Here is a 24610-nt window from a genome sequence, read left to right as displayed (position 1 = left end):
GATGAGAGTAATCGGAATTACAGGCGGCGTGGGAGCCGGAAAAAGCGCGATTTTGAAGTACCTGACGGCCATTTCAGGCGTACGGGTGGTGGAAGCCGACGAGGTGGGCCACCTTCTGATGGAGCCTGGTATGGAGTGCTTTGAGAAGATTCGGGCGCATTTCGGGGAGCGTGTACTCACCCCGGACGGACAGCTTGACCGGGCCGCCGTGGCAAAGATTGTGTTTGCGGATAAAAAGGAACTGGATTGGCAGAATGAGCTGATGCATCCGGCCATCAAAAACTGGATCCGCCGGGAGATTGAGAAGGAACGGCAGCAGGGTGCGTGCGCGCTCTTTGTAGTAGAGGCAGCATTGCTTATCGAGGATCATTATGAGGAGCTCTGCGAAGAATTCTGGTATATCTATACAGAACCGGAGATTCGAAGGGCGAGACTTAAGGAGTCCAGAGGCTATTCGGACGAGAAAATAGATGCCATTTTCCGGAAACAGTGTACGGACGCGGAATTCCGGACCCACTGCGCACAGTTGATCGACAACAACAGCACGAAAGAGGCTGTTTATGAGCAGGTGGATATACTGCTGGGAAAACTTGGAATTCACACAACGCATCAGGAATCCGGGACATTCCGATAACCGTACAAGGTTATCCGGACAGAATCGTGATACATGACAGAAGGATAAAAAGGAGCAAGAAAGTAACATGAGACTATGCAGCATCGCCAGCGGCAGCAGCGGCAACTGTATTTACATAGGTTCGGAAGAACACCATATTCTGATTGACGCAGGCATTAGCGGAAAACGGGTGGAGGCGGGACTCAATAACCTGGAGCTGACCGGAAAGGATCTGGACGGCATTCTGCTGACCCATGAGCATTCCGACCACATTAAGGGTCTGGGCGTTCTGTCCCGCAAATACGGCGTACCGATTTACACCACGCCGGGCACCGCGGAGGCCGTAAAGGCCATGACAAACCTGGGCAAGATTGACGGAGAGTTGTTCCGCGAAATTCATGCGGATGAGGATTTCATCCTCGGGGATCTGACCATTTCCCCCTTCCGCATCTCCCATGATGCGGCGGAGCCGGTGGCCTACCGGGTGGCCTGCGGGGAAAAAAAGATGGCGGTAGCCACAGATCTTGGCGTTTATACCGATTATACTATTGACCATTTGAAGGATCTTGATGTATTATTGCTTGAGGCGAACCATGACATTCATATGCTTCAGGTGGGCGCGTATCCCTATTATTTGAAGCAGCGCATCGCAGGCGACCGGGGACACTTATCCAACGAGTCCGCCGGAAAGCTTCTGGGTCAGGTGCTTCACGACAACATGAAGGCCGTATTCCTGGGACATCTCAGCAAGGAAAATAATTACGCGGAGCTGGCCTATGAGACCGTGAAGCTGGAGCTGATGCTGAATGAAAGCCCATACAAACCGGGCGATTTCCCCATGTGGGTGGCGAGCCGGGACGAACAGTCAGAATGCGTAGCAGTCTAACGACACAAAGGAGGATATTATGAAAAGAAGCATTATCACCGTAGTAGGCAAAGATACCGTCGGCATTATCGCAAAAGTGTGTACCTATCTTGCAGAAAATCAGGTCAATATCCTGGATATTTCCCAGACTATTGTACAGGGCTATTTCAACATGATGATGATCGTGGATACCGGAAAAGTGGAATCCTTCGAGAAGCTGACCGGTGAACTGGCTGCCCTCGGCGAAGAGATCGGCGTAGTGATCAAGTGCCAGCAGGAAGAAATCTTCGACAAAATGCACCGCATTTAACCGGGAAAGGAGCCGCTTTTCATGATTAATTTATACGAAGTAAAAGAGACTAACCAGATGATTGAGCAGGACAATCTGGATGTGCGTACCATCACCTTAGGCATCAGCCTGATGGACTGTATCGACGCCGATCTCGACCGTCTGAATCAGAAGGTTTATGATAAGATCACGACCGTAGCCAGAAATCTGGTAAAAGTTGGAAAAGAAATCGAATGCGATTACGGCATTCCCATTGTAAATAAGCGAATTTCTGTCACCCCCATCGCCACCATCGGCGAGGCGGCCTGCAAGAAGCCGGAGGATTACGTGACTTTGGCCGTGACTCTGGATAAAGCGGCCAAAGAGGTGGGTGTGAACTTCATCGGCGGTTATTCTGCTCTGGTATCCAAGGGCATGACCAAGGGTGAGGAGAACCTGATTCGATCCATACCGGAGGCTCTGGCGAAGACGGAACGTGTCTGCAGCTCCATCAATGTGGGCTCCACAAAAACGGGCCTTAATATGGACGCGGTACGTCTGATGGGTGAAATGGTGGTACAGACCGCCGAGTATACCAAAGAGCAGGATTCCCTTGGCTGCGCCAAGCTGGTAGTATTCTGCAATGCGCCGGACGACAACCCGTTCATGGCGGGCGCGTTCCATGGCGTGACCGAGGCAGACGCCATCATCAATGTGGGCGTCAGCGGACCGGGCGTTGTAAAGCACGCGTTAAGTAAAGTGCGCGGTGAGAGCTTTGAGGTGCTCTGCGAGACCATCAAGAAAACTGCGTTCAAGGTAACCCGTGTGGGTCAGCTGGTAGCTCAGGAGGCTTCCAGACGTCTGGGCATTCCCTTCGGTATCATCGACCTTTCTCTGGCTCCGACCCCGGCCATCGGCGATAGCGTGGCGGAGATTCTGGAGGAGATCGGCCTGGAGCGCTGCGGCGCGCCGGGAACCACGGCAGCCCTGGCCCTGTTAAATGATCAGGTGAAGAAGGGTGGCGTCATGGCGTCCTCCTACGTGGGCGGTTTAAGCGGAGCTTTCATTCCGGTCAGCGAGGATCAGGGTATGATCGACGCCGTGAAAGCAGGCGCCCTGACTATCGAGAAGCTGGAGGCCATGACCTGCGTCTGCTCTGTAGGTCTGGATATGATTGCCATTCCGGGCGACACCAAGGCCAGCACCATTTCCGGTATCATCGCTGACGAAATGGCCATTGGCATGATCAACCAGAAAACTACAGCGGTCCGTCTGATTCCGGTTATCGGTAAAGGCGTGGGCGAGACAGTAGAGTTTGGAGGTCTTCTTGGCTATGCGCCGATTATTCCGGTCAATCAGTTTTCCTGCGACGCGTTTGTGAGCCGCAAGGGGCGGATTCCGGCGCCGATTCATTCCTTTAAGAACTAACATATTTACAGAAGAGATACGGCGCGGCACGCAAATGTCTGCGCCGTGTTTTATCCTGTTTCGATAAGAGAAAAGGAGAGCGTTTATGAAGAAATACAGCCATCTGGTGTTTGATATCGATGGAACCATGATCGACTCCCTTCCGGTGTATATGGTATCTCTGAAAAAGACGCTGCGGGTCTGGATTTTGTATAAGACGTGGGAGGGTAAGAACCTTTGAAGACGGTCGGAATCATAGCAGAATACAATCCGTTTCATAAGGGACACGCTTATCAGCTTCGGAAAGCGAAGGAGCTTTCCGGGGCTGATTTTGCTGTCATTGTCATGAGCGGCGATTTCGTACAGCGGGGATGTCCGGCTCTGACAGACAAATATCTGAGAGCGGAGATGGCACTCTGTTCCGGCGCAGATCTGGTGCTGGAGCTGCCGGTATCCTATGCCACCAGCAGCGCGGAAACCTTTGCCCGGGGAGCGGTGGCGGTGTTGGAGGAATTGGGCTGTGTAGACGCACTTTGCTTTGGAAGCGAGACGGGCGATTTGGACAGCCTTTGGCGTTATGCGAGACTTTTTGAGGAGGAGCCGCCCCTCTATCGGGAGACCTTGCAGTCTTATCTGAAGCAGGGAGTCAGCTTTCCGGCGGCCAGAAGCCGGGCGGCGGAGGAGTACTGGAACAGCACGGAGCGGATTCTGCCGTGTTCCGCCGACGACGCGGATTGCCGCCGGGCAGCTGCCATATTGGATTCTCCCAATAACATCCTCGGCGTGGAATATCTGCGGGCGCTGCTTCATAAAAGCAGCAAGATGAAGCCTCTGACCATCCGGCGGGAGGCAGCAGGATATCATGAGCTGACCCTGGACACGGCGATGGCGTCAGCCTCGGCCATCCGGCATGCGGTGGCGGGATTCGGGAGAGAAACCCTGCCTTTGGAGGCTGCGGCGCAGCTTCCGAAAGAATCTGCCGTCCTGCTCGCACAGGCGCTCCAAAGGAATGAAACGCTCTCCTGGAATGATTTTTCACCGCAGCTTTTTTACCGGCTGCTGACGGATTCTCAGGAAGAACTGGCAGCTATGCAGGATGTGGGAGAAGAGCTGGCCGTGCGGATCTGCAGGAACCGTCTGACCTTTATCTCGGCAGAAAGTTTTGCAGACCGGATAAAGACCCGGCAGGTGACCCATACGCGTGTGACCCGGGCACTGTGTCATATTTTGCTGGGGCTTTCGCAGAAGAAGCTTGAGGAGCGCCGGGAGGCGGATTATCCGGTTTACCTGCGGGCGTTGGGCTTTCGAAAAAGCGCCGGGAAGCTGCTTTCGGCAGTGAAGCGGGAGAGCGCTTCGCCGCTTCTGGTAAAGACGGCGGACGCGGCGAAAATATTGTCAGAGGAACAACGGGCGTTGTTTGAACAGGATGTGGCGGCAGCTCATCTCTACGAGGCGGCCAAAGCTCTGAAGACAGGGAAAGCGCTTGCGAATGAATATACGAGGACGCCGGTGATTCTGCCCTGACAGAGAAAGACCGGCCAGGGAAAATATGCGGAATGAACAGGGGGAACAGCTTCGATTATGCGTCATGGCATTCAAAAAACAGTATCAACAGAATACGACGGCTCTACCCTCTATCATTTTCTCCGGGAAGGCATGGGTCTTGCAAAGAAGGAAATCAGCCGGGCCAAGTTTCTGGAGGACGGTATCTGCGTGGACGGAGAACGGCAAAAAGTGACGGCGCAGGTGCGAAAGGGGCAGCAGGTGACGGTGCAGACGGAAAAACCGGACGCAGTGAGCGGGCATCTGAAGGCTTCCAACGCGCCGCTGGAGATTCTGTATGAGGACATGGATGTGGTGGTGGTAAACAAGCCCTCCGGCATCCCGGTACACCCTTCCGGCAGACAGACCTTTGAGGCGGATACGCTCGCGAACCGCCTGGTACATTATTTACGGGAAAAGGGTGAAGAGGGTGTCATCCGCATCATCGGCCGCCTGGACAAGGACACTTCCGGCGTGGTGCTGGCGGCGAAAAATCGCACAACGGCGGCCCGGTTGGAACAGCAGCGGGAGCGGGGAAGGCTTCATAAGACTTATCTGGCGCTGACGGACGGGATTCCGGAGCCGGAACAGGGAACGGTTGAAAAATGGCTGGCGTCGGATCCGGCGGATAAGACCCGGATGCAGGTGTGTCCGACAGGGGACATGCATGGAAGATACGCGAAGACCTGCTATAAAACTGTAAAAAAATGGGAGATTAAAAATACAGCCCTTTTGGAGCTGCGCCTGAAGACAGGCCGCACTCATCAGATCCGGGTGCATATGCAAAGCATTGGCTGTCCATTGACAGGTGATTCTTTGTATGGAAAAGTAGTCGGCAGCGCCGGGCCGGAAAGCAGGGCAAAGGCACAGGAAGGGTGCGGAACACGGATGAACAGGACGGCCCTTCACGCCGTCAGCCTGGATTTCTGCCAGCCCTTTACTGGAGAACCCATCCACATCGAGGCACCCATTCCGAAAGACATTGCCAGATTCATGGCAGATGTGTTAGAATAGCCATAGTCTTCCGGACAGCCGGGGACATTACATAGAAAGCGAGAACTTATGTCAAAATCACTATATATCGCAGAGAAGCCCAGTGTGGCCCAGGAATTTGCCAGGGCGCTGGGGCTTCAGACTGCCAGAAGGGACGGCTATCTGGAGGATGAGGACGCTATCGTGACCTGGTGTGTCGGTCATCTGGTGACCATGAGCTACCCGGAGGTCTACGACGAGCGCCTGAAAAAATGGAGTCTCAGTACGTTGCCGTTTCTGCCGAAGGAATTCAAGTATGAGGTCATTCCTTCGGTGAAAAAGCAGTATACCATTGTAAGCGGCCTTCTGAACCGGCCGGACGTGGAGACCATCTACGTCTGCACCGACTCGGGGCGGGAGGGAGAATATATCTACCGTCTGGTGGAGCAGATGGCCGGCGTCAAAGGGAAAAAGCGCCGCAGGGTCTGGATTGATTCCCAGACAGAGGAAGAGATCTTACGCGGTATCCGCGAGGCAAAGGAACTGTCGGAATACGACAATCTGGCCAGCGCCGCTTACCTGCGCGCCAAAGAGGATTACCTGATGGGTATCAATTTTTCCCGCCTTTTAAGCCTCAAATACGGCGACACCATTTCCAACTATCTGAATACCCGCTATACGGTTATTTCCGTGGGTCGCGTGATGACCTGTGTGCTGGGCATGGTGGTGCGCAGAGAGCGGGAGATCCGGGAGTTTGTAAAGACGCCTTTTTATCGGGTATTGGGAGATTTCGGACTCCATGGCCGCAGCTTTGAGGGGGAATGGCGGGCTGTATCGGGCTCCACTTACTGCGAGCCGCATAAGTTATATAAGGAAAACGGATATAAGAAGAAAGAGGACGCGGAGAGCCTGATTCATTTTCTGGAAGAAGAAAAGCCGGTGCGGGCAGTGCTTACGTCCATGGAGCGGAAAAAGGAAAAGAAAAATCCGCCGCTTTTATTTAATCTGGCAGAGCTCCAGAATGAATGCTCCCGGCGTTTTAAGCTGAGTCCCGACGAAACTCTGCGGGTGGTGCAGGAGCTCTATGAGAAAAAGCTGGTGACGTATCCCCGAACGGACGCCCGTGTGCTGTCCGGCGCCGTGGCGAAGGAGATTTATAAAAATATCGGGGGCTTACGTTCTTACGGAAAGCTGTCGGAGTACGCACATGAGGTTCTGAATGGTACGGCCTGGAAAGGCATCGCCAAGACCCGCTATGTCAACGATAAGCAGATTACAGACCACTACGCTATCGTGCCGACGGGGCAGGGGCTCTCAGCGCTTCGAAGTCTGAATCCGGTATCCGAGCAGATCTATGAGGTAATTGCCCGGCGTTTCCTGGCCATCTTTTATCCGGCGGCGGAATACCAGAAGGTGCAGTTAGTAACCGAGGTGCGGGGCGAGCGGTTCTTCTCCGGTTTCAAGGTGCTGTTGAACGAAGGGTATCTGAAGGTGCTGCCCCAGGGCACAGCGGATGCTGCAAAGAAGAAGGCGGACGCGGAAAATGAGGAGACCGAGGATGTGCGTGTGGACGCGGAATTCCTGGAGCTCCTGAAGCATCTGAAAAAGGGTGATTCGGTGGAAGTCAGCGGTTTCCACATCAAAGAGGGCGAGACGTCGCCGCCCAAGCGGTATAACTCCGGCTCCATGATTCTGGCCATGGAAAACGCCGGTCAGCTTATTGAGGACGAGGAGCTGCGGGCACAAATCAAGGGCAGCGGCATCGGCACCAGCGCTACCCGGGCCGAGATCCTGAAAAAGTTAGTCAATAATAAGTACATTGCCCTGAATAAAAAGACCCAGATTATCACGCCGACCCTTCTGGGGGAAATGATTTTCGACGTGGTGCGGGCTTCCATCTACGGACTTTTGAATCCGGAACTGACGGCCAGCTGGGAGAAGGGACTGACCCAGATGGCCGAAGGAACCATTACCGAAGACTATTACATGCAGAAGCTGGAAAAGTACATTACGGATAAGACGCAGGCGGTGCTTGCCGCCGATTACCGCAGGGCCCTACGCCCCTGCTTTGACGCGTCCGCCCGTTTTTATAAAACCCAGAAAAGTGAGAAAAAGGAGACGAAGAAGAAATGAAAGCATTGGAAGTAAAAGAGCTGTATACCTTAAGTGAAACCCTGGCTGCGCCCCTTCTTGAGAGTGTCACCTACCCCTGGGAGGCCCTGCCGAAGATTCACGATTTTATTCTGGAGCTGGGCGCGACACTCAGCGAGGAAGAGTATGAGAAACGCGGAGAGAACATCTGGATTGCCCGCTCTGCAAAGGTGGCGCCCACCGCATCTATCACCGGTCCCTGCATCATTGGCAAGGATACGGAAGTGCGCCACTGCGCGTTTATTCGCGGAAACGCCCTGGTGGGAGAGGGAGCAGTTGTCGGCAATTCCACAGAGCTTAAGAATGTGATTCTGTTTAATAAGGTGCAGGTACCTCATTACAATTATGTGGGTGATTCGATCCTGGGCTATAAGTCCCATATGGGCGCAGGCTCCATCACTTCGAACGTAAAATCCGATAAGAAGCTGGTAAAGGTTCACACTCCGGAGGGAGATATCGAAACCGGTATCAAGAAATTCGGCGCCATGCTTGGCGATGAGGTAGAGGTGGGCTGTGGCTCTGTCCTGAATCCGGGAACTGTCATCGGTTCGCATACCAACATTTATCCGCTGTCTTCCGTGCGCGGCGTCGTACCGGCAAACTCCATTTATAAGAAGCAGGGTGAGGTTGCCGAAAAGCATGAATAAGAGAGAGACTGGCAGGCCGTTTTCAGGGAGTACTCTGAAATGGCTTGCCATTTTGCTGATGCTCGCAGACCATGTGGGCGCGAGCCTCCTGGAGATTTTTGTCCTGAATGGCTATGGAAATTCACCGCTGGCCGGGATGATCGAACATATGGAATTCTGGTGGAGCATCGATCGTATCCTGCGTTATATTGGCCGTTCAGCCTTCCCGATTTTCTGCTTCCTGCTGGTGGAGGGGGCGGTTCATACCCATGATATTGGAAAATATGCCCGTCGGCTGCTGGTTTTTGCGCTGGTGTCGGAGCTCCCCTTTGATCTGGCGCTTCGAAATCATTTCCCATGGTGGGCACATCAGAATGTTTTCTGTACCCTGGCGCTGGGCCTTTTGGCCATCCAGATCTTCCGGAAAAGCGCAGGCCGGGAATGGCGCGGCGTGGCGGCCTTGGGCGCGGCGGCAATTCTGGCAGAAGTTTGCAATACTGACTATGGCGCCACCGGCGTGTTGGTCATTACGGTAATGTACCTTTTGAGGGAAAACAGAATAGCGGCGCTGGCCGTCTCCTATGTTCTGCTGGCAGTGGGCGGTCGGATAGAACTCTACGCCCTGCCCGGCTTCCTGGCCCTGCTTCTCTACAATGGAAAACGCGGCCATCAGCCCAAATATTTCTTCTACTGGTTTTATCCGGTGCATCTGCTGGCGCTGTGGGGGCTTGGAAATTTTGTCCTGCCATACGTGATTGGAAAAATCTGACATTCTAAAAGAGCATATTTGAGAGAAAAGCCTGTCGTAAAATGTGAGTGATACATTTTACGACAGGCTTTCCTTATAAAAATAGGAAATGCATTTGAAAATTATGCCTCAAAGACATAAGCAGCTTCAAAGCCCTCCCGTACCGCTGTAGCAATGCGGCCACCCTTGCGGGCGTCGCCGACGATATGTACCTGCGGGCAGCAGGACTCGAAGCTTTCAGCCAGAGCGGAGCGCGGGCGCACACCCAAGGCCAGGACCACGGAGTCGGCGGGCAGAACCACAGTGCTATGGTCGTCAGTCTTTTCCAGAGTTACGGTCTTTTCCTCGATGGAGAGGAGCTTGTGGCCGGTGTAGACGCCCGGATTGTGAGGCAGAATGCGGCTGAGCTCATCATTTCGGATGGCGCCAAAGATACCCGGACCCATCTCCGGAGCCATCTCGATGATGGAGACGGAGAGACCACGGCTCAAAAGCATCTCAGAGGTCTCAAGTCCGGTCAGACCGGAACCGATGACAGCCACCTGTCCGGTCGGATTCACTTTGCCGGTCAGGACATCTTCCGCGGTGCAGACATGATTTTGCTGCATGCCCGGCAGGGGCGGAATCACAGGCTCCGCGCCGCAGGCAACTACGATGCCCACCGGGTTCAGAGCGCTTACCAGCTCCGGAGTAGCGGCGGTGTCGAGACGGACTTCTACGCCCAGGTGGCGGATCTGGGTCTCCATGGTTTCGGAAAGACGGGTCAGCTTATCTTTAAAAGCAGGCTTGTCAGCCACATTCAGAGTACCGCCCAGTTTCGTTTCCTTTTCAAAGAGGACCACATGGAACTGACGCAGTGCCAGCACCCGTGCAGCCTCCATACCGGCGGGACCGCCGCCCACGACGACAGCGGTCTTGCCTGCGCCGTCCCTGCGGATATGGGAGAAGACATCCTCTCTGGCGGTACGTGCGTTGATGGCGCAGCGAATGGGAAGTCCCTGACCCAGTACACGTTCACGGCAGTAGAGGCAGCCGATGCATTTACGAATCTCATCTGCATGATCAGTCTTGGCCTTGTTCATGAAATCCGGATCTGCCAGCTGGGAACGGCCCAGGCCCACGAAATCACAGACGCCTTCCTCCAGAAGAGATTCTGCGAAATCCGGATCCTTGATAGTGTTCGTAGCGATAACCGGGATGTGAAGGGCTTCCTTATAAGCCTTCGCCACGTGCTTTTTCCAGCCGGACTGATAGGAGAAGGGCTCGCAGTTGGCGTCGCCGTTGCGGGCGCTTCCGTTACTGATATTGATGGCGTCGACACCACAGCTTTCCAGATATCTGGCAATCTCAAGACCATCTTCCAGAGTCAGGAAGCCATCTACCGGGGTCATCTCGTCGCCGCACATGCGGACAATGATCGGGAAACGGGGGCCAAGCTTGGCGCGGATGCCCGCGATGATTTCCGCGATGAAGCGGCAGCGGTTTTCGACGCTTCCGCCGTATGCGTCGGTTCTGCGGTTATAATATTTACTGAAAAACTGGGCGATCAGATAGCCGTGGGCGCCGTGAAGCTCTACGGCGTCGTAGCCTGCTTTCTGGCAGCGGACTGCAGCGTCGATAAACTTCTGTTCGACACGCTTGATATCCTCCAGTGTCATTTCCTTCGGAACCGGGCGTCCGTCCGCAATGGGAACGGCGCTGGGAGCCAGATTCTGGCGTCCGGTGAAGTTCGGGTTGGAGGTAGCGCCGCCGTGGTGAATCTGCGCCGCAATCTTACAGCCATAGAGATGAACCGCGTCGGTCAGCTTTTCCATTTCAGAGATATGGTAATCCCGGGCGATACGCAGGTTGTGGATGGACGGAATGCTGTCCACGTCGTCCACGCCGGTATATTCATTGATAATCATGCCGATACCGCCTTTGGCCCGCTCCTGATAGTAGCGGATCTGTCTGGGGGTAACGATGCCGTTCTTGTCGGCCAGATCCGTGGCCATGGGCATCATGATGCCGCGGTTTTTCAGAACCAGGGTTCCGATACGTCCTTTTTCAAATAACTTGTCATAGCTCATAGTGTATGTTCCTTTCTTTGATCTGCGCATGTCTTTTGCGCATATAGGTATCTAATAAATCAGCAATTGCCCCGAAGAACGCTGGAAGAAATTCCCTTTAACATGTCCCGGTCAATACTCTCTAAGCCCTTCACCAGCGTGTCCAACTCATCCTTCGTGGTGAATGCGCTTATGCTTACCCGGACGGTGCCGTCGAATTCCTGATCCTTCAGGTGCTTATGAATTCGCGCAGCGCAGTGGTGGCCGGCCCGGACTGCGATATCCCATTCTTTGTCGAGAATTGCGCCTACTTCATTGGCCCGGAAGCCGTCCAGGTTCAGGGAAATGACACCTGCCTGAAGACTGGGATCCGGCGCACAGTAGAGGTGCAGGCCGGGAATCTCCCGAAGCTTAGGAATAAGATATTCCATAAGTTCGTCCTCGGTTTTCTTCGGGCGGACTGTTTTCAGCCATTTTAAAGAGGCGTGAAGGCCTGCGATGGCGGGAGTGTCCATGCTGCCGCACTCCATTTTCTCGGGCATATAGCGGGGCATGTCCTCGCTTAAGGATTTCATGCCGTTGCCGCCGGCCAGAAGCTCTTCCAGATCGATCCCGTTCTTTAACAGAAAGCCACCGATGCCAAAGGGCGCGTAAAGCGTCTTATGTCCGGCAAAGGTGATGGCATCCGCCCGGAGGAAAGAGAAGCACAGCTTTAGAAGTCCCATGGCCTGAGCCGCGTCCAGCAGAGTGAAAGCGCCATATTCTTTAGCCATCAGAAAGATTTCCCGGGCCGGCAGGATGTAACCGGTCACATTGCTGACGGCGGAGACGCTGACAAAATCCGGTGGGGTCTGCCGGAACATTTCTTTCGTGGCCTCTAGGTCGATGGAAAGATCTGCGGCGAGGGGCAGCTCCAGAACCCGGATACCGACGCGCTTTTCCAGAAGCTTTAAGGGGCGAAGTACCGCGTTGTGTTCGTAAGGGGATACGTAGGCCACCGATTCTGGCGTCCATTTCTGTCCCTGGATAATCTGGTTCAGGGCAATGGTGACAGAAGGGGTCAGGATAACCTGGGCCTGCTCCCTGGCGTCGCAGAGACTGATCAGCTGCTCACGGACCTCCCGAATCATGGCGGTGGCGTCCCGGGCAGCCTGATACGCGCCCCGGCCCGCGTTGACAGCTGCTGTCCGGTTAAAATGGTCTACGGCGTCCCAGACACATTCCGGCTTTGGAAAGGTGGTGGCGCCATTGTCAAGGTAAATCATAACGGTTCATCTCCAGATTTGAAAATAATTACACTTTTGTGTATTAACGTAACAGTGCTTTTGCGATAAAAGGGAAGCTGCGGATCTGCCGCCGGCAAAACTGCAGCTTTTTTTATTATAACACGAAATCTTTCTGAAAGAAAGCAGGAACCGATGAATTTACAAGATATCGGATCGGAATTCGGGGCAGGGGATGTATCTACCGGAAATAGAGCTCCCGGATATATTCCACAGGCATCTCCCGGCCGGTCCAACGTTCAAAAGCCTTAGCGCCCTGATGGAGCAGCATGTACATACCGTTGAAGGTGTGGCAGCCTGCTTCCTTTGCGGTGCGCAGGAGCAGGGTTTCCCGGGGGTTGTAGATGACGTCGCCCACCACCAGACCCGGATGGAAGAAGGCGGGATCCGGGATCAGGGAAGCGTCTGTACGGGGAGCCATGCCTACGGAGGAGGCGTTGATGAGTACGTCGGCCTCGTCCAGACAGTGCCTGAGCGAAGTGCTGTCCGCCAGATCAAAGAGACGGATCCGGCAGTCGCAGCGGGCATGGATCCGCTGGATTTCCTCGGCGATTAGCCTGGTGGACGCGGAGGCGCTACGGGCGAAGACGTCGATGGCAGCAGCGCCGTCCAGGGCCGCCTGAGCCAGAATGGCTGCCGCCGCTCCGCCGCTGCCAAGCAGGACCGCGTGCTTTCCCTCGCAGGAGAAGCCTGCGTCCCGCATGGACTGCAGAAAGCCGTAGCCGTCCGTATTATCGCCAAAGAGCTGCCCGTCCCGGTTTACTACGGTGTTGACTGCGCCGCTTAAGAGGGCAGAGTCGGAGAGGGTATCCACCCGTTCGTACATAAGCCGCTTCAGGGGCATGGTGCAGTTCCAGCCGGCGGCCCCCAAGGTGATAAGTCCGTCCACGGCCCGTTCGAAATGCGTTTCATCTACGGAAAAAGCCAGATAAGTATAGTCTAGACCCAATTTTTGGAAAGAAGCGTTGTGCATAGCGGGGGATATGCTGTGGGAAACGGGATTTCCCAGCAGACAGGTAAGTTTCGTAGTGCCAGTTATCTCAAATTTTTTGTCCATTTTTACACCTTTTGCTTGAAGTTATCGGGGTTATCGTGTACACTTTTACTAAGGGTACAAAAAAAACAGGGAAAAGTCAATTGCAATTTGACAGGGCTGGAATGTATGCAAAGAAATACAATTTAAAGCCTTTATTCGGCCAAATTCGACTTGATAAAATCCCCCTGTCAGGGTATAATTGTATTAAGATTGTCAGGAAATTAACACAATTTAAAAGATAGAGTAAAAGGAGGAGACAACCATGCATATGGTAGACGGAGAACACGGACATTGCCACGGACATGAGCATGATCACGAGCACTGTCATGAGCATACACACGATCACAGCCATGAGGGCTGCGGATGTGGCTGCGGCGATCACAAGCCGGGAAGCGAGCAGGAAGCGCTGCTTTCCTATATGCTGGATCACAACAAGCACCATGCTGCGGAGCTGGCTGAGGTGGCGAAGAAGTTCCGCGAGACAGGAAAGGAAGATGTGGCGGTACAGATTGAGAAAGCCATCGAGAATTTCGATAAGGGCAATCTGTATCTGAGCCTGGCGCTTTCCTTAGTACAGTAACGACAGTTTACAAGGAGGCATCATTATGTGTTTGGCAACTGTATATAAGACGATGAAAGACACGGAAGAGGTCGTGCTGAAGAATGTCAGCAAGATTTACGTAGAAGGCGATTCGGTGCGTCTGATTGATATCATGGGCGCCGAGGTGGTTGTAGAAGGAGCAATTTCCTTTGTAGATCTGACTGGCTCCGTAGTGAAGTTAAACTGCCCGTCTGTATAAAGACGGGCTATTGTCCGCTTATGAAAAGCGGGGGCACGCTGTACGGAGGCAGCCGTGCGTGCGGGCCTGGATGGGATATCAATATTGTTGATATATAGAAAAAATGGAGGTTGGTTGAAATGACAAAGTTAACAGACATCATGAACGAGCGCATGGCGCTGTCTTTCGAGGTTTTCCCGCCGAAGACTGAGAAGGGTATGGAGAATCTTCCGGGCACGATCGAGCATCTGTGCAAGTATCAGCCGGATTACATTTCCTGTACATACGGCGCAGGCGGCGGAAACGTAGGAGCAAACCGCGAGGTATGTCAGATGATTAAGAAGGCTGGCACTACACCGGTTACCCACTTTACCGTAATCAAGAACACCAAGGAAGGTATGAAGGATCAGCTGCAGCAGTACCTGAACGAGGGCGTAGATCACGTTCTGGCTCTTCGTGGAGATATTCCGCTGGGCGAGACCACTACCTGTGGTGATTTCCAGTACGCTACAGACCTTGTAAAGTTCATTCGCGACGAGTTCGGCGATAAGTTTGAGATCGCTGTTGCAGGTTCCCCGGAGGGACACATCGCATGCAGAAGCCTGGAGTCCGATATCGCGGTTCTGAAGCAGAAGCAGGACAACGGTGCTGACTACATCATGACTCAGCTTTGCTGGGATATGGAGCAGTTCAAGTACTGGCTGGACGCTATCTACTCCGCTGGTGTTACCATGCCGGTAGACGTAGGAGTTATGCCGATTCTGGATCAGGCAGCTACCATCAATATGGCACTGTCCCGCAACGGCTGTGTAATGGATCACGAGCTGTGCAAGATCATTTCCCAGAACTGGCTGTTCCCGAACCCGTTCGCAGCTAAGGACGCTGAGGGCAAGCCGTTCGATATGTTCTATGATGACAAGATTAAGAGATTCCGCGAGGCAGGAATCGAGTACACCATCAAGCAGATCGATACCTATCGTTCTCTGGGTGTAAACGGTATCCATCTGTACGCTCTGAACAAGTGGAAAGATGTATCCGAGATCATCGACCGCGCAGGTCTGAAGACACTCATCTAGTTACTTAAAATTGATTATTAAAATTGCGGGCGGGGCACAAACCTGCCCGCGGTAAAAGGCAGGAGAGAACAAAGATATGCCACATACAATTGCCGTAGCCGGAAAAGGCGGTGTGGGAAAAACTACACTTACAGGACTTTTAATTGAATACCTGTGCCAGAAGAAGCAGGGACCTGTTCTGGCTGTAGATGCAGATGCCAATTCCAATCTGAACGAGGTACTGGGCGTGGAGGCTGCTCCGACCCTGGGCGAGATTCGTGAGGAGATTGCAAAGGCAGAGACAGCGGGTTCCAACCCGATTCCGAAGGGAATGTCCAAGCAGGATTACGCGGAGTTGAAATTTGGAGAAGCGCTTTCCGAGCAGGATGATTATGATTTACTGGTGATGGGTCACACACAGGGAAAGGGATGCTATTGCTTCGTCAACGGGCTCCTGACGACCCAGATTGCAAGATATGCCAAGAATTACAAATATATAGTAGTAGACAATGAAGCGGGAATGGAGCACATCAGCCGCGGAATTCTTCCGTCGGTAGATACCATTATTCTGGTCAGCGACTGCTCACGCAGAGGCGTGCAGGCGGTAGGACGTATCGCGAAGCTGATTCCGGAATGTGGACTGAAGCCCAAGTCCGTAGGACTGATTATCAATCGCGCTCCGGGTGGAGTGTTGAATGCGGGAACGAAAGAAGAGATCGAAAAACAGGGCCTTCATCTGCTGGGCGTCGTTCCTCAGGACGAGCAGGTGTTTGAGTATGACTGTGACGGCGTGCCCACAGTAAAGCTTCCGGAGGATTCTCCGGTCCGCAAGGCGCTGTACAGTATTATTGACCAGTTGGATCTTTCATAATAAATTTATGAAAATAAAAAAAGGTAGGAGGTTTATAATGGGAGATTTAAAGTTGACAACGGTGGAGGAAATGGAAGCCGCAACAGCCAGACTTCTGGAGACAGGAGCAAAGGTAGGTGCTGATGCCTGGCAGCTTCGTGTGAAGAACCAGACGCCGCACTGTAAGTTTGGTGAGCAGGGTGTCTGCTGCCGAATCTGTGCTATGGGACCGTGCCGTATTACACCGAAGGCACCGAGAGGTATCTGCGGATGTGACGTACATGGTATCGTAGGCCGTAACTATCTGAAATTCACAGCAGGCGGAGCAGCTACACACTCTGACCATGGCCGTGAGATTTGTCACACACTGTATGCTGCACAGCCGGATGGAGCTTACAAGGTAAAGGATCCGGAGAAGCTGATCCGTATCGCAAAGGAGTGGGGCGTAGAGACCGAGGGTAAGGATATCTACGATCTGGCTCACGAGATGGCAGAGACAGCTCTGATGGAGTATGGTAAACCTTTCGGCGTACAGAGATGGCTTAAGAGAGCTCCGGAGCATACCCAGAAGCTGTGGCATGACGCTGAGATCGAGCCGAGAGCCATTGACCGTGAGGTAGCAACCTCCTTACATATGACTCATATGGGATGTTCTTCCAAGCCGGAGGCACTGGTTCGTCAGTCCTTAAGAGCAGGTCTGGCTGACGGCTGGGGCGGATCCATGTGCGGAACCGAGTTCTCCGACGTACTGTTCGGAACTCCGAAGCCCATCGATACCGAGGCAAACCTGGGCGTTATGAACGCTGACAATGTAAACATCGTAGTACACGGACATGACCCGTCACTTTCTGAGATGGTCTGTGAGTACGCAGACGATCCGGAGATGATCGCGTATGCAAAGAGCATGGGCGCTAAGGGAATCACCGTATCCGGTGTATGCTGTACCTCCAACGAGGTAGCTATGCGTCGCGGTGTTCCGATGGCAGGTAACTTCCTGCAGCAGGAGAACGTAGTTCTGACAGGCGCATGTGAGGCTATCGTTGTAGACGTGCAGTGTATCTTCCCGGCACTCGGACCCCTGAGCAAGTGCTTCCATACCAAGTTTATCACCACTTCTCCCATCGCACAGATGCCGGATTCCGATTACATCCGCTTTGATGTAGGAACCGCTGCAGAGAAGGCAAAGCAGATCGTTATGACTGCATGTGAGAACTTCAAGAACCGTAAGCCGGATCTGGTATACATTCCGGATATGAAGCAGAAGGCAACCGTTGGATACTCTCTGGAGGCTCTGGTAAAGACTCTGGATGGCGTAACCAACTCTCAGGTAGATGTAACAGGTACCACCAAGCCGCTTATCGAGTGTATCACCTCCGGTGTTATCCGTGGTGCAGTCGCTATGGTAGGCTGTAACAACCCGAAGATCCGCCCGGACTACGCGCATATCGAGCTGATGAAGAAGCTGATTGCCAACGATATCGTAGTAGTAGCATCCGGATGTTCCGCACAGGCAGCAGCAAAGGCTGGTCTGATGGACAAGGCAGCAAAGGATCTCTGCGGCGCAGGTCTGAAGAGAGTATGTGAGTTGGCAGACATCCCGCCGGTACTTCACATGGGCTCCTGTGTAGATATCAGCCGTATGATGGTTCTGGTAGCAGAGCTGGCCAAGGATTCCGGACTGAATATTTCTCAGCTTCCGGTTGTAGGCTGCGCTCCGGAGTGGATGTCTGAGAAGGCTGTTTCCATCGGTAACTACGTAGTAGCAACCGGTATCGATACCTTCCTGGGCGTTGACCCGTATGTAGCCGGTTCTTCCGAGATGGGCCAGTGGCTGACTGAGGGCGTTCGTGACTGGGTTGAAGCAGCTTATACTGTCGAGACAGACATCGAGAAGCTGGTTGACAAGATGATCGACCGTATCGAGGAGAAGAGAACCGCACTGGGAATCTAATCCGGATAAAAAGAGTAAAGAAAGAACCGGAGGGAATAGAACGTGAAAATTGCAATTACCGGAAAGGGCGGAGTCGGAAAGACGACCTTTGCAGCCACCCTTGCAAGATTATATGCGGAGGAGGGATGTACAGTTCTGGCAGCCGATGTGGATCCGGACGCGAATTTAGGTCTGGCGCTCGGTTTTCCGGAGGAGGTTCTGGACTCGATTGTTCCGATTTCCAAGATGAGAAAGCTCATCGAGGAACGGACAGGGGCAGGCCCCGGAAATGCCATGTACACGCTGAATCCCAAGGTGGATGATATCCCGGATACCTACAGCAAGACCTATAACGGAGTCAAGCTCCTGACGCTGGGCACTGTAGAGACCGGAGGGGGCGGCTGTGTCTGCCCCGAGCATGTGATGCTGAAGCGGATCTTGAGCTACTTAAGTCTTCGGAGCAAGGACGTGGTTATCATGGACATGGAAGCAGGCCTGGAACATCTGGGCCGCGGTACCTGCGAAGGTATGGAGCAGTTTGTGGTAGTCATCGAGCCCGGAGCGAGAAGCATTCAGACCTATAAGAATGTAAAACGGCTGGCCCACGACCTGGGAATTCAGACCGTTCGCGTAGTAGCCAACAAAGTCCGCGGGGCAGAGGATGAGGAGTTCATCCGCTCGAAGATCCCGGCAGAGGATTTACTTGGATTTATCCATTATAACCCGGAAGTGATAGATGCGGACCGGCAGGGCAAATCCCCCTACGATGTAAGCGAGTCCGCAAAGGAGGAGATCCGGAAGATTAAGGAAATCCTCGATCAATCGAATTAAAATTTGGAGGTAAAATACCGTGACATTATTTGATAGAGTATTCGGCGGCAACGACGCAGTTTACGGACTGACCGAGGCTGCTATCGACGGCGCAATCGCACAGTACGGAGAAGATGCTGCAGTATCTTTCCCGGACACTGCATACAGCCTTCCCTGCTACTATGCCGTAACAGGAAGCAAGGTTACCAACCTGAAAGAACTGAAGGCAGCTCTGGGAGTTGTAAAAACTCTGATGACCAGAGAGAAGAGACTGAACGACGCATTCATGAGCGGTGTTGCAACAGCTCTGTGCGCAGAGTTCATCGAGGTACTGAAGTACATGAACGGCGCAAAGCCGTACGAGGAGCCCTGCTACGGACATCTGGCAGACGCTATCATCCGTGAGCTGGGTGTACCCCTTGTAACCGGCGATATCCCGGGCGTAGCTGTTATCCTGGGAAGCGCTCCTTCTACAGAAGAAGCAGTAGAGCTGGTTAAGAGCTATCAGGCACAGGGCTGTCTGGTTACTCTGGTAGGCGGCGTTATCGATCAGTGCGTAGAGGCAGGCCTGAACATGGGCAACGCCGTACGTATCGTACCGCTTGGCAAGGACGTAACCGCAGTAATCCACGTTGTATCTGTAGCGCTTCGTGCGGCTCTGATCTTCGGTAACGTAACACCGGGCGACGCAGGCGCGCTGATGAAGTACACCATGGACCGTGTACCGGCGTTCGTAAATGCGTTCAAGCCGCTGGATGATGTTATCGTAGCTTGCGGTGCAGGCGCAATCGCTCTTGGTTTCCCGGTAGTTACCAACGAGACCGAGAACATCTTCCGTGTACCGAAGAGCCTGATCGTTCAGGAGGACGTATCCAAGTTCAACGCTACTTCTATTGAAGCAAGAGATATTAAGATTAAGGTTACCAAGATCGATATCCCGGTTTCCTTCGCATCCGCATTCGAGGGCGAGATTATCCGCCGCGGCGATATGCAGGTAGAGTTCGACGGTTCCCGTGTGGACTGCTTCGAGCTGGTTGAGGCAAAGGACGCGTCTGAGGTTGAGGACCACAAGATCGAAGTAATCGGACCGGACTTCGACGAGTTCGAGGTAGGCAGCAAGCACAGCATCGGCTACGTGGTAGAGGTTGCCGGAAAGAGCATGCAGGCTGACTTTGAGCCGGTATTCGAGCGTAAGTTCCATAACTACCTGAACTGCATCGAGGGTGTTATGCATACCGGTCAGCGTGATATGATCCGTATCCGTGTAAGCAAGAACGCTTTCGACGCAGGCTTCCGTGCAAAGCACATCGGTGAGGTTCTGTACGCAAGAATTAAGAATGAGTTTGACGCAGTTGTAGATAAGTGTCAGGTTAAGGTTATCACCGATCCGGAGCTGTGTACCAAGATGCGTCATGAGACTGCTATCCCGCTGTTTGACAAGCGTGACGACCGTCTGGCTACTCTGACTGACGAGTCTGTAGACGTATACTACAGCTGTATCATGTGCCAGGCATTCTCCCCGTCCCACGTATGCGTGGTTACTCCGGAGCGTCTGGGTCTGTGCGGTGCCGTTTCATGGCTGGACGCAAAGGCTACCAACGAGCTGGATCCCCAGGGACCCTGCCAGGTTATCACCAAAGAGAAGCCCATCGATGAGAGAATCGGTGAGTACGAGGATGTCAATGAGGCAGTTAAGCTGTACTCCCAGGGTGCTCTGGAAGAGGTTTCCCTGTACTCCATCATGGAGAAGCCGATGACCTCCTGCGGATGCTTCGAGTGTATCTGTGGTATCGAGCCGTTCTCCAACGGTGTTGTTATCACCAACCGTGAGTATGCAGGCATGACTCCGCTGGGAATGACCTTCTCCGAGCTGGCAAGTATGACCGGTGGTGGAGTTCAGACACCTGGATTCATGGGACATGGAAAGCACTTCATCTCTTCCAAGAAGTTTATGAAGGCTGAGGGCGGAATCGAGCGTATCGTATGGATGCCCAAGGAGCTGAAGGAGTCCGTAGCAGAGCGTCTCAATGAGACAGCAAAAGAGCTCTACGGAATCGACAACTTTACCGATATGATCGGTGATGAGACTATCGCAGAGGATCCGGAAACATTGCTGGCATTCCTTACAGAAAAAGGACATCCGGCACTTGGCATGGACCCGATGATGTAGTATAATATGTAAGATAATTGGTTTACGCATAGGGGCTGAGCCCCTATGCGTTAAAACCACGTAAAGGACAAGGAGGTAACTAAGAAATGCCGTTTACTGGAAAATCAGGAAAATTCAACGCTGCTATCCGTACCGTAGAAATCGGAACCGGAGATAAGGCAGTGAAGCTTGGCGGAGAGAATGTACTGCCGTTTTATACATTCGACGCGCCGATCGAGAATGCACCGAAGATTGGAGTTCTGATTACAGACATGGGTCTGGAGAATGAAGTTGCAGGAATCAAGGACTACTATGCAGGTGCTACAACTTTTGCAGAGATTGCAAAGAAAGCCGAAGAAATGCCTGGAGCAGATTTCGTTGTTCTCCGCTTTGAGGGAGCGGATCCGAATGGCGAGAACCGTTCCGTTGAGGATTGCGTAGCTATCGCGAAAGAGGTTGGCGACGCGATCACAGCTCCTCTTGTAATTGAGGGATGTAAGAATGTAGAGAAGGATGCAGAGCTTTTCTCCAAGGTTGCAGAAGCGCTTCAGGGAAAGAACGTACTGATCCTGTCCGCAAGAGAAGAGAACTACAAGGCAGTTGCAGCAGCAGCTGGTCTTGCTTACGGCCAGAAGGTCGGAGCAGAGTCTGCCGTAGATATCAACCTTGCAAAACAGCTGAACGTGCTGATCGGACAGCTGGGCGTAGATCAGGCTAACGTTGTCATGAACGTAGGTTCCGCAGCAGCCGGATACGGTTTTGAGTACGTAGTTTCTACTATGGACCGTGTAAAGGCAGCAGCTCTGGCTCAGGGTGATGTACAGCTTCAGATGCCGATTATGACACCGGTAGCTGACGAGGCATGGAATGTAAAAGAGGCTATGGCTTCCGAAGCAGATATGCCGGAGTGGGGATCCCAGGAAGAGCGTGGAATTGATATGGAAGTTGAGACAGCCGCAGCAGTACTGGCATCCGGCTCCAATGCAGTAATTTTGAAACATCCGACCTCGGTTGCAACGATTTCAAAATTAATTAAAGCACTGGTTTAATCGAGGAAGGAGGAGAAATTTACCATGGCATTAAAAGGCTTGGATATTTTTAAATTAACACCGAAGACAAACTGTAAGGAGTGCGGAAGCCCGACCTGTATGGCATTTGCTATGAAGGTTGCTCAGGGCGCTGTAGAACTCAGCAAGTGTCCGCATATGTCCGAAGAAGCGCTGGCTACTCTGTCAGAGGCAACTGCTCCGCCCATGAAGACCATCAAGGTTGGTACCGGCGAGGCTGAGTACACACTGGGCGGCGAGACCGTTCTCTGCCGTCATGAGAAGACCTTTGTAAGCAAGCCGAGATACGCAGTATCCATCTGCAGCGCGGACGAGGATATTGACGCGAAGCTTGAGGCAGCTAAGAAGGTTGATTACGACCGTATCGGCGAGCGTATGCACGTTGAGATGCTGTATCTGTCCTACTGTGCAGATAAGGGCGTTGATGCTTATGTGGAGCTGGTTAAGAAGGCAGCTGACTGCGGTAAGACGCTGGTACTTGACTGTACCGATGTTGAGGCTGCAAAGGCAGCTCTGGCTGTATGCAAGGACGCAAAGCCGGTTCTGGATGGCGCAGACGCTTCCAACTACGAGGCTATGAGCGCTGTCGCTACTGAGGCAGGCGTTGTTCTGGGCGTTCGCGGCGCAGACATCAACGAGCTCTATGATACCACAGCAGCTCTTGAGAAGCTGGGCAACAAGAACCTGGTACTGAATGTAGGTACTGCTTCTGTTAAGGACGCGTTTGCTACCACCGTACAGATTCGTCGCGCGGCTCTGAAGGATCAGAACAGAACCTTCGGTTATCCCTCCATCGTTAACGTAGGAGCACTGGCTGCCGGAGATCCGACCATGCAGGCAGCTCTTGTTTCACTGTTTACTGTAAAATACGGTTCCATCATCGTTATGGAAAGCATGGACTATGCACAGGCTCTGCCGCTGTATGGTCTGCGCCAGAATGTATTTACCGACCCGCAGAAGCCCATGAAGGTTGAGCCGGGCATCTACCCGCTGAACGGCGGCGATGAGAATTCCGTATGTCTGACCACTGTAGACTTCGCTCTGACCTACTTCGTAGTATCCGGCGAGCTGGAGCGTTCCGGCGTTCCCTGCAACCTGATCATCAACGACGCAGGCGGACTTTCCGTACTGACTGCTTGGGCAGCTGGTAAGCTTTCTTCTACCTCTGTATCCAAGTTCATCCAGGAGAACGTAGAGCCGAAGGTTAAGTGCAGAAAGCTGATTATCCCCGGAAAGGTAGCAGTTCTGAAGGGCGATATCGAGGCGAAGCTGCCGGGCTGGGAAGTTATCGTAGCCCCCAACGAGGCAGTACAGCTTGTGAAGTTCCTGAAGGATCTGCAGGCTAACGGCGAGATCTAATTATTTTATAATAAAAGGAGAACAAAACTATGGCAAAATTTGTTACCATCGGTGAGAGACTTTCCACCACAGCACCGGCTGTAAATAAGGCATTTTCCGAGAGAGATCCGGAGCCGATCCTGAAGAGAGCAAAGCAGCAGCTGGACGCAGGCGCTACATACCTGGACGTTAATATCGGACCGGCTGAGAATGACGGACCGGAGCTGATGAAGTGGGCCGTTGAGCTGCTTCAGGGCAACTTCGACAACGTTCCGCTGGCACTGGATACTTCCAACGTAGCAGCTATCGAGGCTGGTATCTCTGTATACAACCGTGCAAAGGGTAAGCCCATCGTTAACTCCGCTGACGCTTCTGGAAGACTGGAGTACGTTGACCTGGCAGCAGCTAACGACGCTATCGTTATCGCTCTGTGCAACGGCGAGGGAATCGCTAAGGACAACGACGAGCGTATGATGTACATGCAGACTCTGATGGAGAGAGGCATGGAGCATGGTATGGACGTTGCTGAGGATATGTGGTTTGACCCGTTATTCCTGGTTATCAAGGGAATGCAGGACAAGCAGATGCAGGTTCTGGAGTTTATCAAGATGATCTCCGACATGGGCATGAAGTCCACCGGCGGTCTGTCCAATAACTCCAACGGTATGCCGAAGCACATCCGTCCGATCATGGACTCCGCTATGGTAGCTATGGCTATGATGAACGGTCTGACCTCCGCTATCGTAAACCCGAACGACCTGAGACTGATGGAGACCATCAAGTCCTGCGATATCATCAAGAACAACAATCTGTACGCAGATTCCTATCTTGAGGTTTAATTCGGATTCGAAGTCGAATAAGAGCTTAAAAAGGAGCATCTCCGGGAAACCGGGGATGCTCCTTTTGGTTACAAGGCTCCATCTGGGTTCCGGAAGGCTTGGGGCTGAGTGTGCATATGTGAGAAAAGGGTTGCCCTGACCGTCAATGTCCGTTATAATCTAAATAGAATCTGTCGGCGAAACCGGCGGCTGGAAATGGAGGAATTTTTCATGAAAAAGGTTATTACCATAGCC

Annotated in this window: 22 protein-coding genes and 1 pseudogene; 20 read left to right on the top strand and 3 right to left on the bottom strand. The window is 53.0% G+C overall.

The genetic code is table 11. From position 1 onward, the window contains the following. Position 1: 1 nt before the first annotated feature. From coaE to ACTRC3_RS07010, 10 genes are all read left to right on the top strand, one after another. Positions 2-634 (top strand): dephospho-CoA kinase, encoded by a 633-nt coding sequence (gene coaE / locus ACTRC3_RS07055; RefSeq protein WP_440322569.1) that lies wholly within the window; start codon positions 2-4, stop codon positions 632-634. A gap of 67 nt (positions 635-701) precedes the next feature. Beyond that, on the top strand, positions 702-1499 hold the full coding sequence (locus ACTRC3_RS07050; RefSeq protein ID WP_178038164.1) for an MBL fold metallo-hydrolase: 798 nt from the start codon (positions 702-704) through the stop codon (positions 1497-1499). Positions 1500-1518: 19 nt separating this feature from the next. After that, positions 1519-1788: an ACT domain-containing protein gene (locus tag ACTRC3_RS07045; protein ID WP_178038163.1), complete on the top strand. Its 270-nt coding sequence runs from the start codon at positions 1519-1521 to the stop codon at positions 1786-1788. A gap of 21 nt (positions 1789-1809) precedes the next feature. Next, positions 1810-3174: a PFL family protein gene (locus tag ACTRC3_RS07040; RefSeq protein ID WP_440322566.1), complete on the top strand. Its 1365-nt coding sequence runs from the start codon at positions 1810-1812 to the stop codon at positions 3172-3174. An 85-nt stretch (positions 3175-3259) separates the two neighbouring features. Then, positions 3260-3394, top strand: coding sequence for a hypothetical protein (locus ACTRC3_RS07035; protein WP_349164047.1), 135 nt, complete (start codon positions 3260-3262; stop codon positions 3392-3394). Continuing rightward, entirely contained in the window at positions 3391-4677 is a 1287-nt protein-coding gene (locus ACTRC3_RS07030) for a nucleotidyltransferase (RefSeq protein WP_440322564.1), read from the top strand. The genes ACTRC3_RS07035 and ACTRC3_RS07030 overlap by 4 nt, the downstream gene beginning before the upstream one ends. A 57-nt stretch (positions 4678-4734) precedes the next feature. Further along, complete coding sequence (locus ACTRC3_RS07025) at positions 4735-5709, top strand: RluA family pseudouridine synthase (protein WP_440322562.1); 975 nt, start codon at positions 4735-4737, stop codon at positions 5707-5709. 48 nt (positions 5710-5757) lie between these two features. Further along, entirely contained in the window at positions 5758-7800 is a 2043-nt protein-coding gene (locus tag ACTRC3_RS07020) for a DNA topoisomerase (protein WP_440322560.1), read from the top strand. Continuing rightward, positions 7797-8465, top strand: a complete 669-nt coding sequence (locus tag ACTRC3_RS07015) for an acyltransferase (protein ID WP_440322558.1) — start codon at positions 7797-7799, stop codon at positions 8463-8465. The genes ACTRC3_RS07020 and ACTRC3_RS07015 overlap by 4 nt, the downstream gene beginning before the upstream one ends. Then, on the top strand, positions 8458-9213 hold the full coding sequence (locus ACTRC3_RS07010; RefSeq protein WP_440322556.1) for a TraX family protein: 756 nt from the start codon (positions 8458-8460) through the stop codon (positions 9211-9213). Before ACTRC3_RS07015 ends, ACTRC3_RS07010 begins: the two co-directional genes overlap by 8 nt. A gap of 101 nt (positions 9214-9314) precedes the next feature. Here ACTRC3_RS07010 and ACTRC3_RS07005 read toward each other — a convergent pair whose 3' ends face one another. From ACTRC3_RS07005 to aroE, 3 genes are all read right to left on the bottom strand, one after another. Continuing rightward, on the bottom strand, positions 9315-11261 hold the full coding sequence (locus ACTRC3_RS07005; RefSeq protein WP_440322554.1) for an NAD(P)/FAD-dependent oxidoreductase: 1947 nt from the start codon (positions 11259-11261) through the stop codon (positions 9315-9317). Positions 11262-11320: 59 nt separating this feature from the next. Then, on the bottom strand, positions 11321-12505 hold the full coding sequence (locus ACTRC3_RS07000; RefSeq protein WP_440322552.1) for an aminotransferase class V-fold PLP-dependent enzyme: 1185 nt from the start codon (positions 12503-12505) through the stop codon (positions 11321-11323). 199 nt (positions 12506-12704) lie between these two features. After that, complete coding sequence (aroE, locus tag ACTRC3_RS06995) at positions 12705-13580, bottom strand: shikimate dehydrogenase (RefSeq protein WP_440322550.1); 876 nt, start codon at positions 13578-13580, stop codon at positions 12705-12707. 241 nt (positions 13581-13821) lie between these two features. Here aroE and ACTRC3_RS06990 point away from each other — a divergent pair, with 241 nt between their 5' ends. The 10 genes and pseudogenes from ACTRC3_RS06990 to acsE all read left to right on the top strand — a co-directional run bounded on the left by ACTRC3_RS06990 (position 13822) and on the right by acsE (position 24376). Beyond that, a complete protein-coding gene (locus ACTRC3_RS06990; RefSeq protein ID WP_440322548.1) occupies positions 13822-14139 on the top strand; it encodes a cobalt transporter in 318 nt (105 codons plus the stop codon). A gap of 25 nt (positions 14140-14164) precedes the next feature. Next, on the top strand, positions 14165-14359 hold the full coding sequence (locus ACTRC3_RS06985) for a CooT family nickel-binding protein (protein ID WP_349164035.1): 195 nt from the start codon (positions 14165-14167) through the stop codon (positions 14357-14359). A 119-nt stretch (positions 14360-14478) separates the two neighbouring features. Further along, positions 14479-15414 (top strand): methylenetetrahydrofolate reductase, encoded by a 936-nt coding sequence (locus tag ACTRC3_RS06980; protein ID WP_440322546.1) that lies wholly within the window; start codon positions 14479-14481, stop codon positions 15412-15414. A gap of 76 nt (positions 15415-15490) precedes the next feature. Then, positions 15491-16264: a nucleotide-binding protein gene (locus tag ACTRC3_RS06975; RefSeq protein WP_158361981.1), complete on the top strand. Its 774-nt coding sequence runs from the start codon at positions 15491-15493 to the stop codon at positions 16262-16264. A 37-nt stretch (positions 16265-16301) separates the two neighbouring features. After that, positions 16302-18194: an anaerobic carbon-monoxide dehydrogenase catalytic subunit gene (gene cooS, locus ACTRC3_RS06970; RefSeq protein ID WP_440322543.1), complete on the top strand. Its 1893-nt coding sequence runs from the start codon at positions 16302-16304 to the stop codon at positions 18192-18194. Between the two features lie 42 nt (positions 18195-18236). Next, a pseudogene (locus ACTRC3_RS06965) lies at positions 18237-18869 on the top strand (nucleotide-binding protein); the annotation flags it as partial. A 154-nt stretch (positions 18870-19023) separates the two neighbouring features. Next, positions 19024-21153, top strand: a complete 2130-nt coding sequence (gene acsB / locus ACTRC3_RS06960) for an acetyl-CoA decarbonylase/synthase complex subunit alpha/beta (protein ID WP_186873610.1) — start codon at positions 19024-19026, stop codon at positions 21151-21153. A gap of 86 nt (positions 21154-21239) precedes the next feature. After that, a complete protein-coding gene (gene acsD, locus ACTRC3_RS06955; RefSeq protein WP_158361985.1) occupies positions 21240-22181 on the top strand; it encodes an acetyl-CoA decarbonylase/synthase complex subunit delta in 942 nt (313 codons plus the stop codon). Positions 22182-22205: 24 nt separating this feature from the next. After that, on the top strand, positions 22206-23558 hold the full coding sequence (acsC, locus tag ACTRC3_RS06950; protein ID WP_440322541.1) for an acetyl-CoA decarbonylase/synthase complex subunit gamma: 1353 nt from the start codon (positions 22206-22208) through the stop codon (positions 23556-23558). A 29-nt stretch (positions 23559-23587) separates the two neighbouring features. Continuing rightward, positions 23588-24376: a carbon monoxide dehydrogenase/acetyl-CoA synthase methytransferase subunit gene (acsE, locus tag ACTRC3_RS06945; protein ID WP_158361987.1), complete on the top strand. Its 789-nt coding sequence runs from the start codon at positions 23588-23590 to the stop codon at positions 24374-24376. The last annotated feature ends 234 nt before the right edge of the window (positions 24377-24610 follow it).

Origin of the sequence: Laedolimicola sp. (assembly GCF_051972735.1) — a bacterium.
GTDB classification, from domain to species: domain Bacteria; phylum Bacillota; class Clostridia; order Lachnospirales; family Lachnospiraceae; genus Laedolimicola; species Laedolimicola intestinihominis.
This window is presented reverse-complemented; position numbering and strand designations above follow the sequence as displayed.

Excerpts from the sequence above, each read along its gene's own strand:
- coaE (WP_440322569.1), top strand. The coding sequence starts at position 2 with ATGAGAGTAATCGGAATTACAGGCGGCGTGGGAGCCGGAAAAAGCGCG.
- ACTRC3_RS07050 (WP_178038164.1), top strand. The coding sequence starts at position 702 with ATGAGACTATGCAGCATCGCCAGCGGCAGCAGCGGCAACTGTATTTAC.
- ACTRC3_RS07045 (WP_178038163.1), top strand. The coding sequence starts at position 1,519 with ATGAAAAGAAGCATTATCACCGTAGTAGGCAAAGATACCGTCGGCATT.
- ACTRC3_RS07040 (WP_440322566.1), top strand. The coding sequence starts at position 1,810 with ATGATTAATTTATACGAAGTAAAAGAGACTAACCAGATGATTGAGCAG.
- ACTRC3_RS07035 (WP_349164047.1), top strand. The coding sequence starts at position 3,260 with ATGAAGAAATACAGCCATCTGGTGTTTGATATCGATGGAACCATGATC.
- ACTRC3_RS07025 (WP_440322562.1), top strand. The coding sequence starts at position 4,735 with ATGCGTCATGGCATTCAAAAAACAGTATCAACAGAATACGACGGCTCT.
- ACTRC3_RS07020 (WP_440322560.1), top strand. The coding sequence starts at position 5,758 with ATGTCAAAATCACTATATATCGCAGAGAAGCCCAGTGTGGCCCAGGAA.
- ACTRC3_RS07015 (WP_440322558.1), top strand. The coding sequence starts at position 7,797 with ATGAAAGCATTGGAAGTAAAAGAGCTGTATACCTTAAGTGAAACCCTG.
- ACTRC3_RS07010 (WP_440322556.1), top strand. The coding sequence starts at position 8,458 with ATGAATAAGAGAGAGACTGGCAGGCCGTTTTCAGGGAGTACTCTGAAA.
- ACTRC3_RS07005 (WP_440322554.1), bottom strand. The coding sequence starts at position 11,261 with ATGAGCTATGACAAGTTATTTGAAAAAGGACGTATCGGAACCCTGGTT.
- ACTRC3_RS07000 (WP_440322552.1), bottom strand. The coding sequence starts at position 12,505 with ATGATTTACCTTGACAATGGCGCCACCACCTTTCCAAAGCCGGAATGT.
- aroE (WP_440322550.1), bottom strand. The coding sequence starts at position 13,580 with ATGGACAAAAAATTTGAGATAACTGGCACTACGAAACTTACCTGTCTG.
- ACTRC3_RS06990 (WP_440322548.1), top strand. The coding sequence starts at position 13,822 with ATGCATATGGTAGACGGAGAACACGGACATTGCCACGGACATGAGCAT.
- ACTRC3_RS06985 (WP_349164035.1), top strand. The coding sequence starts at position 14,165 with ATGTGTTTGGCAACTGTATATAAGACGATGAAAGACACGGAAGAGGTC.
- ACTRC3_RS06980 (WP_440322546.1), top strand. The coding sequence starts at position 14,479 with ATGACAAAGTTAACAGACATCATGAACGAGCGCATGGCGCTGTCTTTC.
- ACTRC3_RS06975 (WP_158361981.1), top strand. The coding sequence starts at position 15,491 with ATGCCACATACAATTGCCGTAGCCGGAAAAGGCGGTGTGGGAAAAACT.
- cooS (WP_440322543.1), top strand. The coding sequence starts at position 16,302 with ATGGGAGATTTAAAGTTGACAACGGTGGAGGAAATGGAAGCCGCAACA.
- acsD (WP_158361985.1), top strand. The coding sequence starts at position 21,240 with ATGCCGTTTACTGGAAAATCAGGAAAATTCAACGCTGCTATCCGTACC.
- acsC (WP_440322541.1), top strand. The coding sequence starts at position 22,206 with ATGGCATTAAAAGGCTTGGATATTTTTAAATTAACACCGAAGACAAAC.
- acsE (WP_158361987.1), top strand. The coding sequence starts at position 23,588 with ATGGCAAAATTTGTTACCATCGGTGAGAGACTTTCCACCACAGCACCG.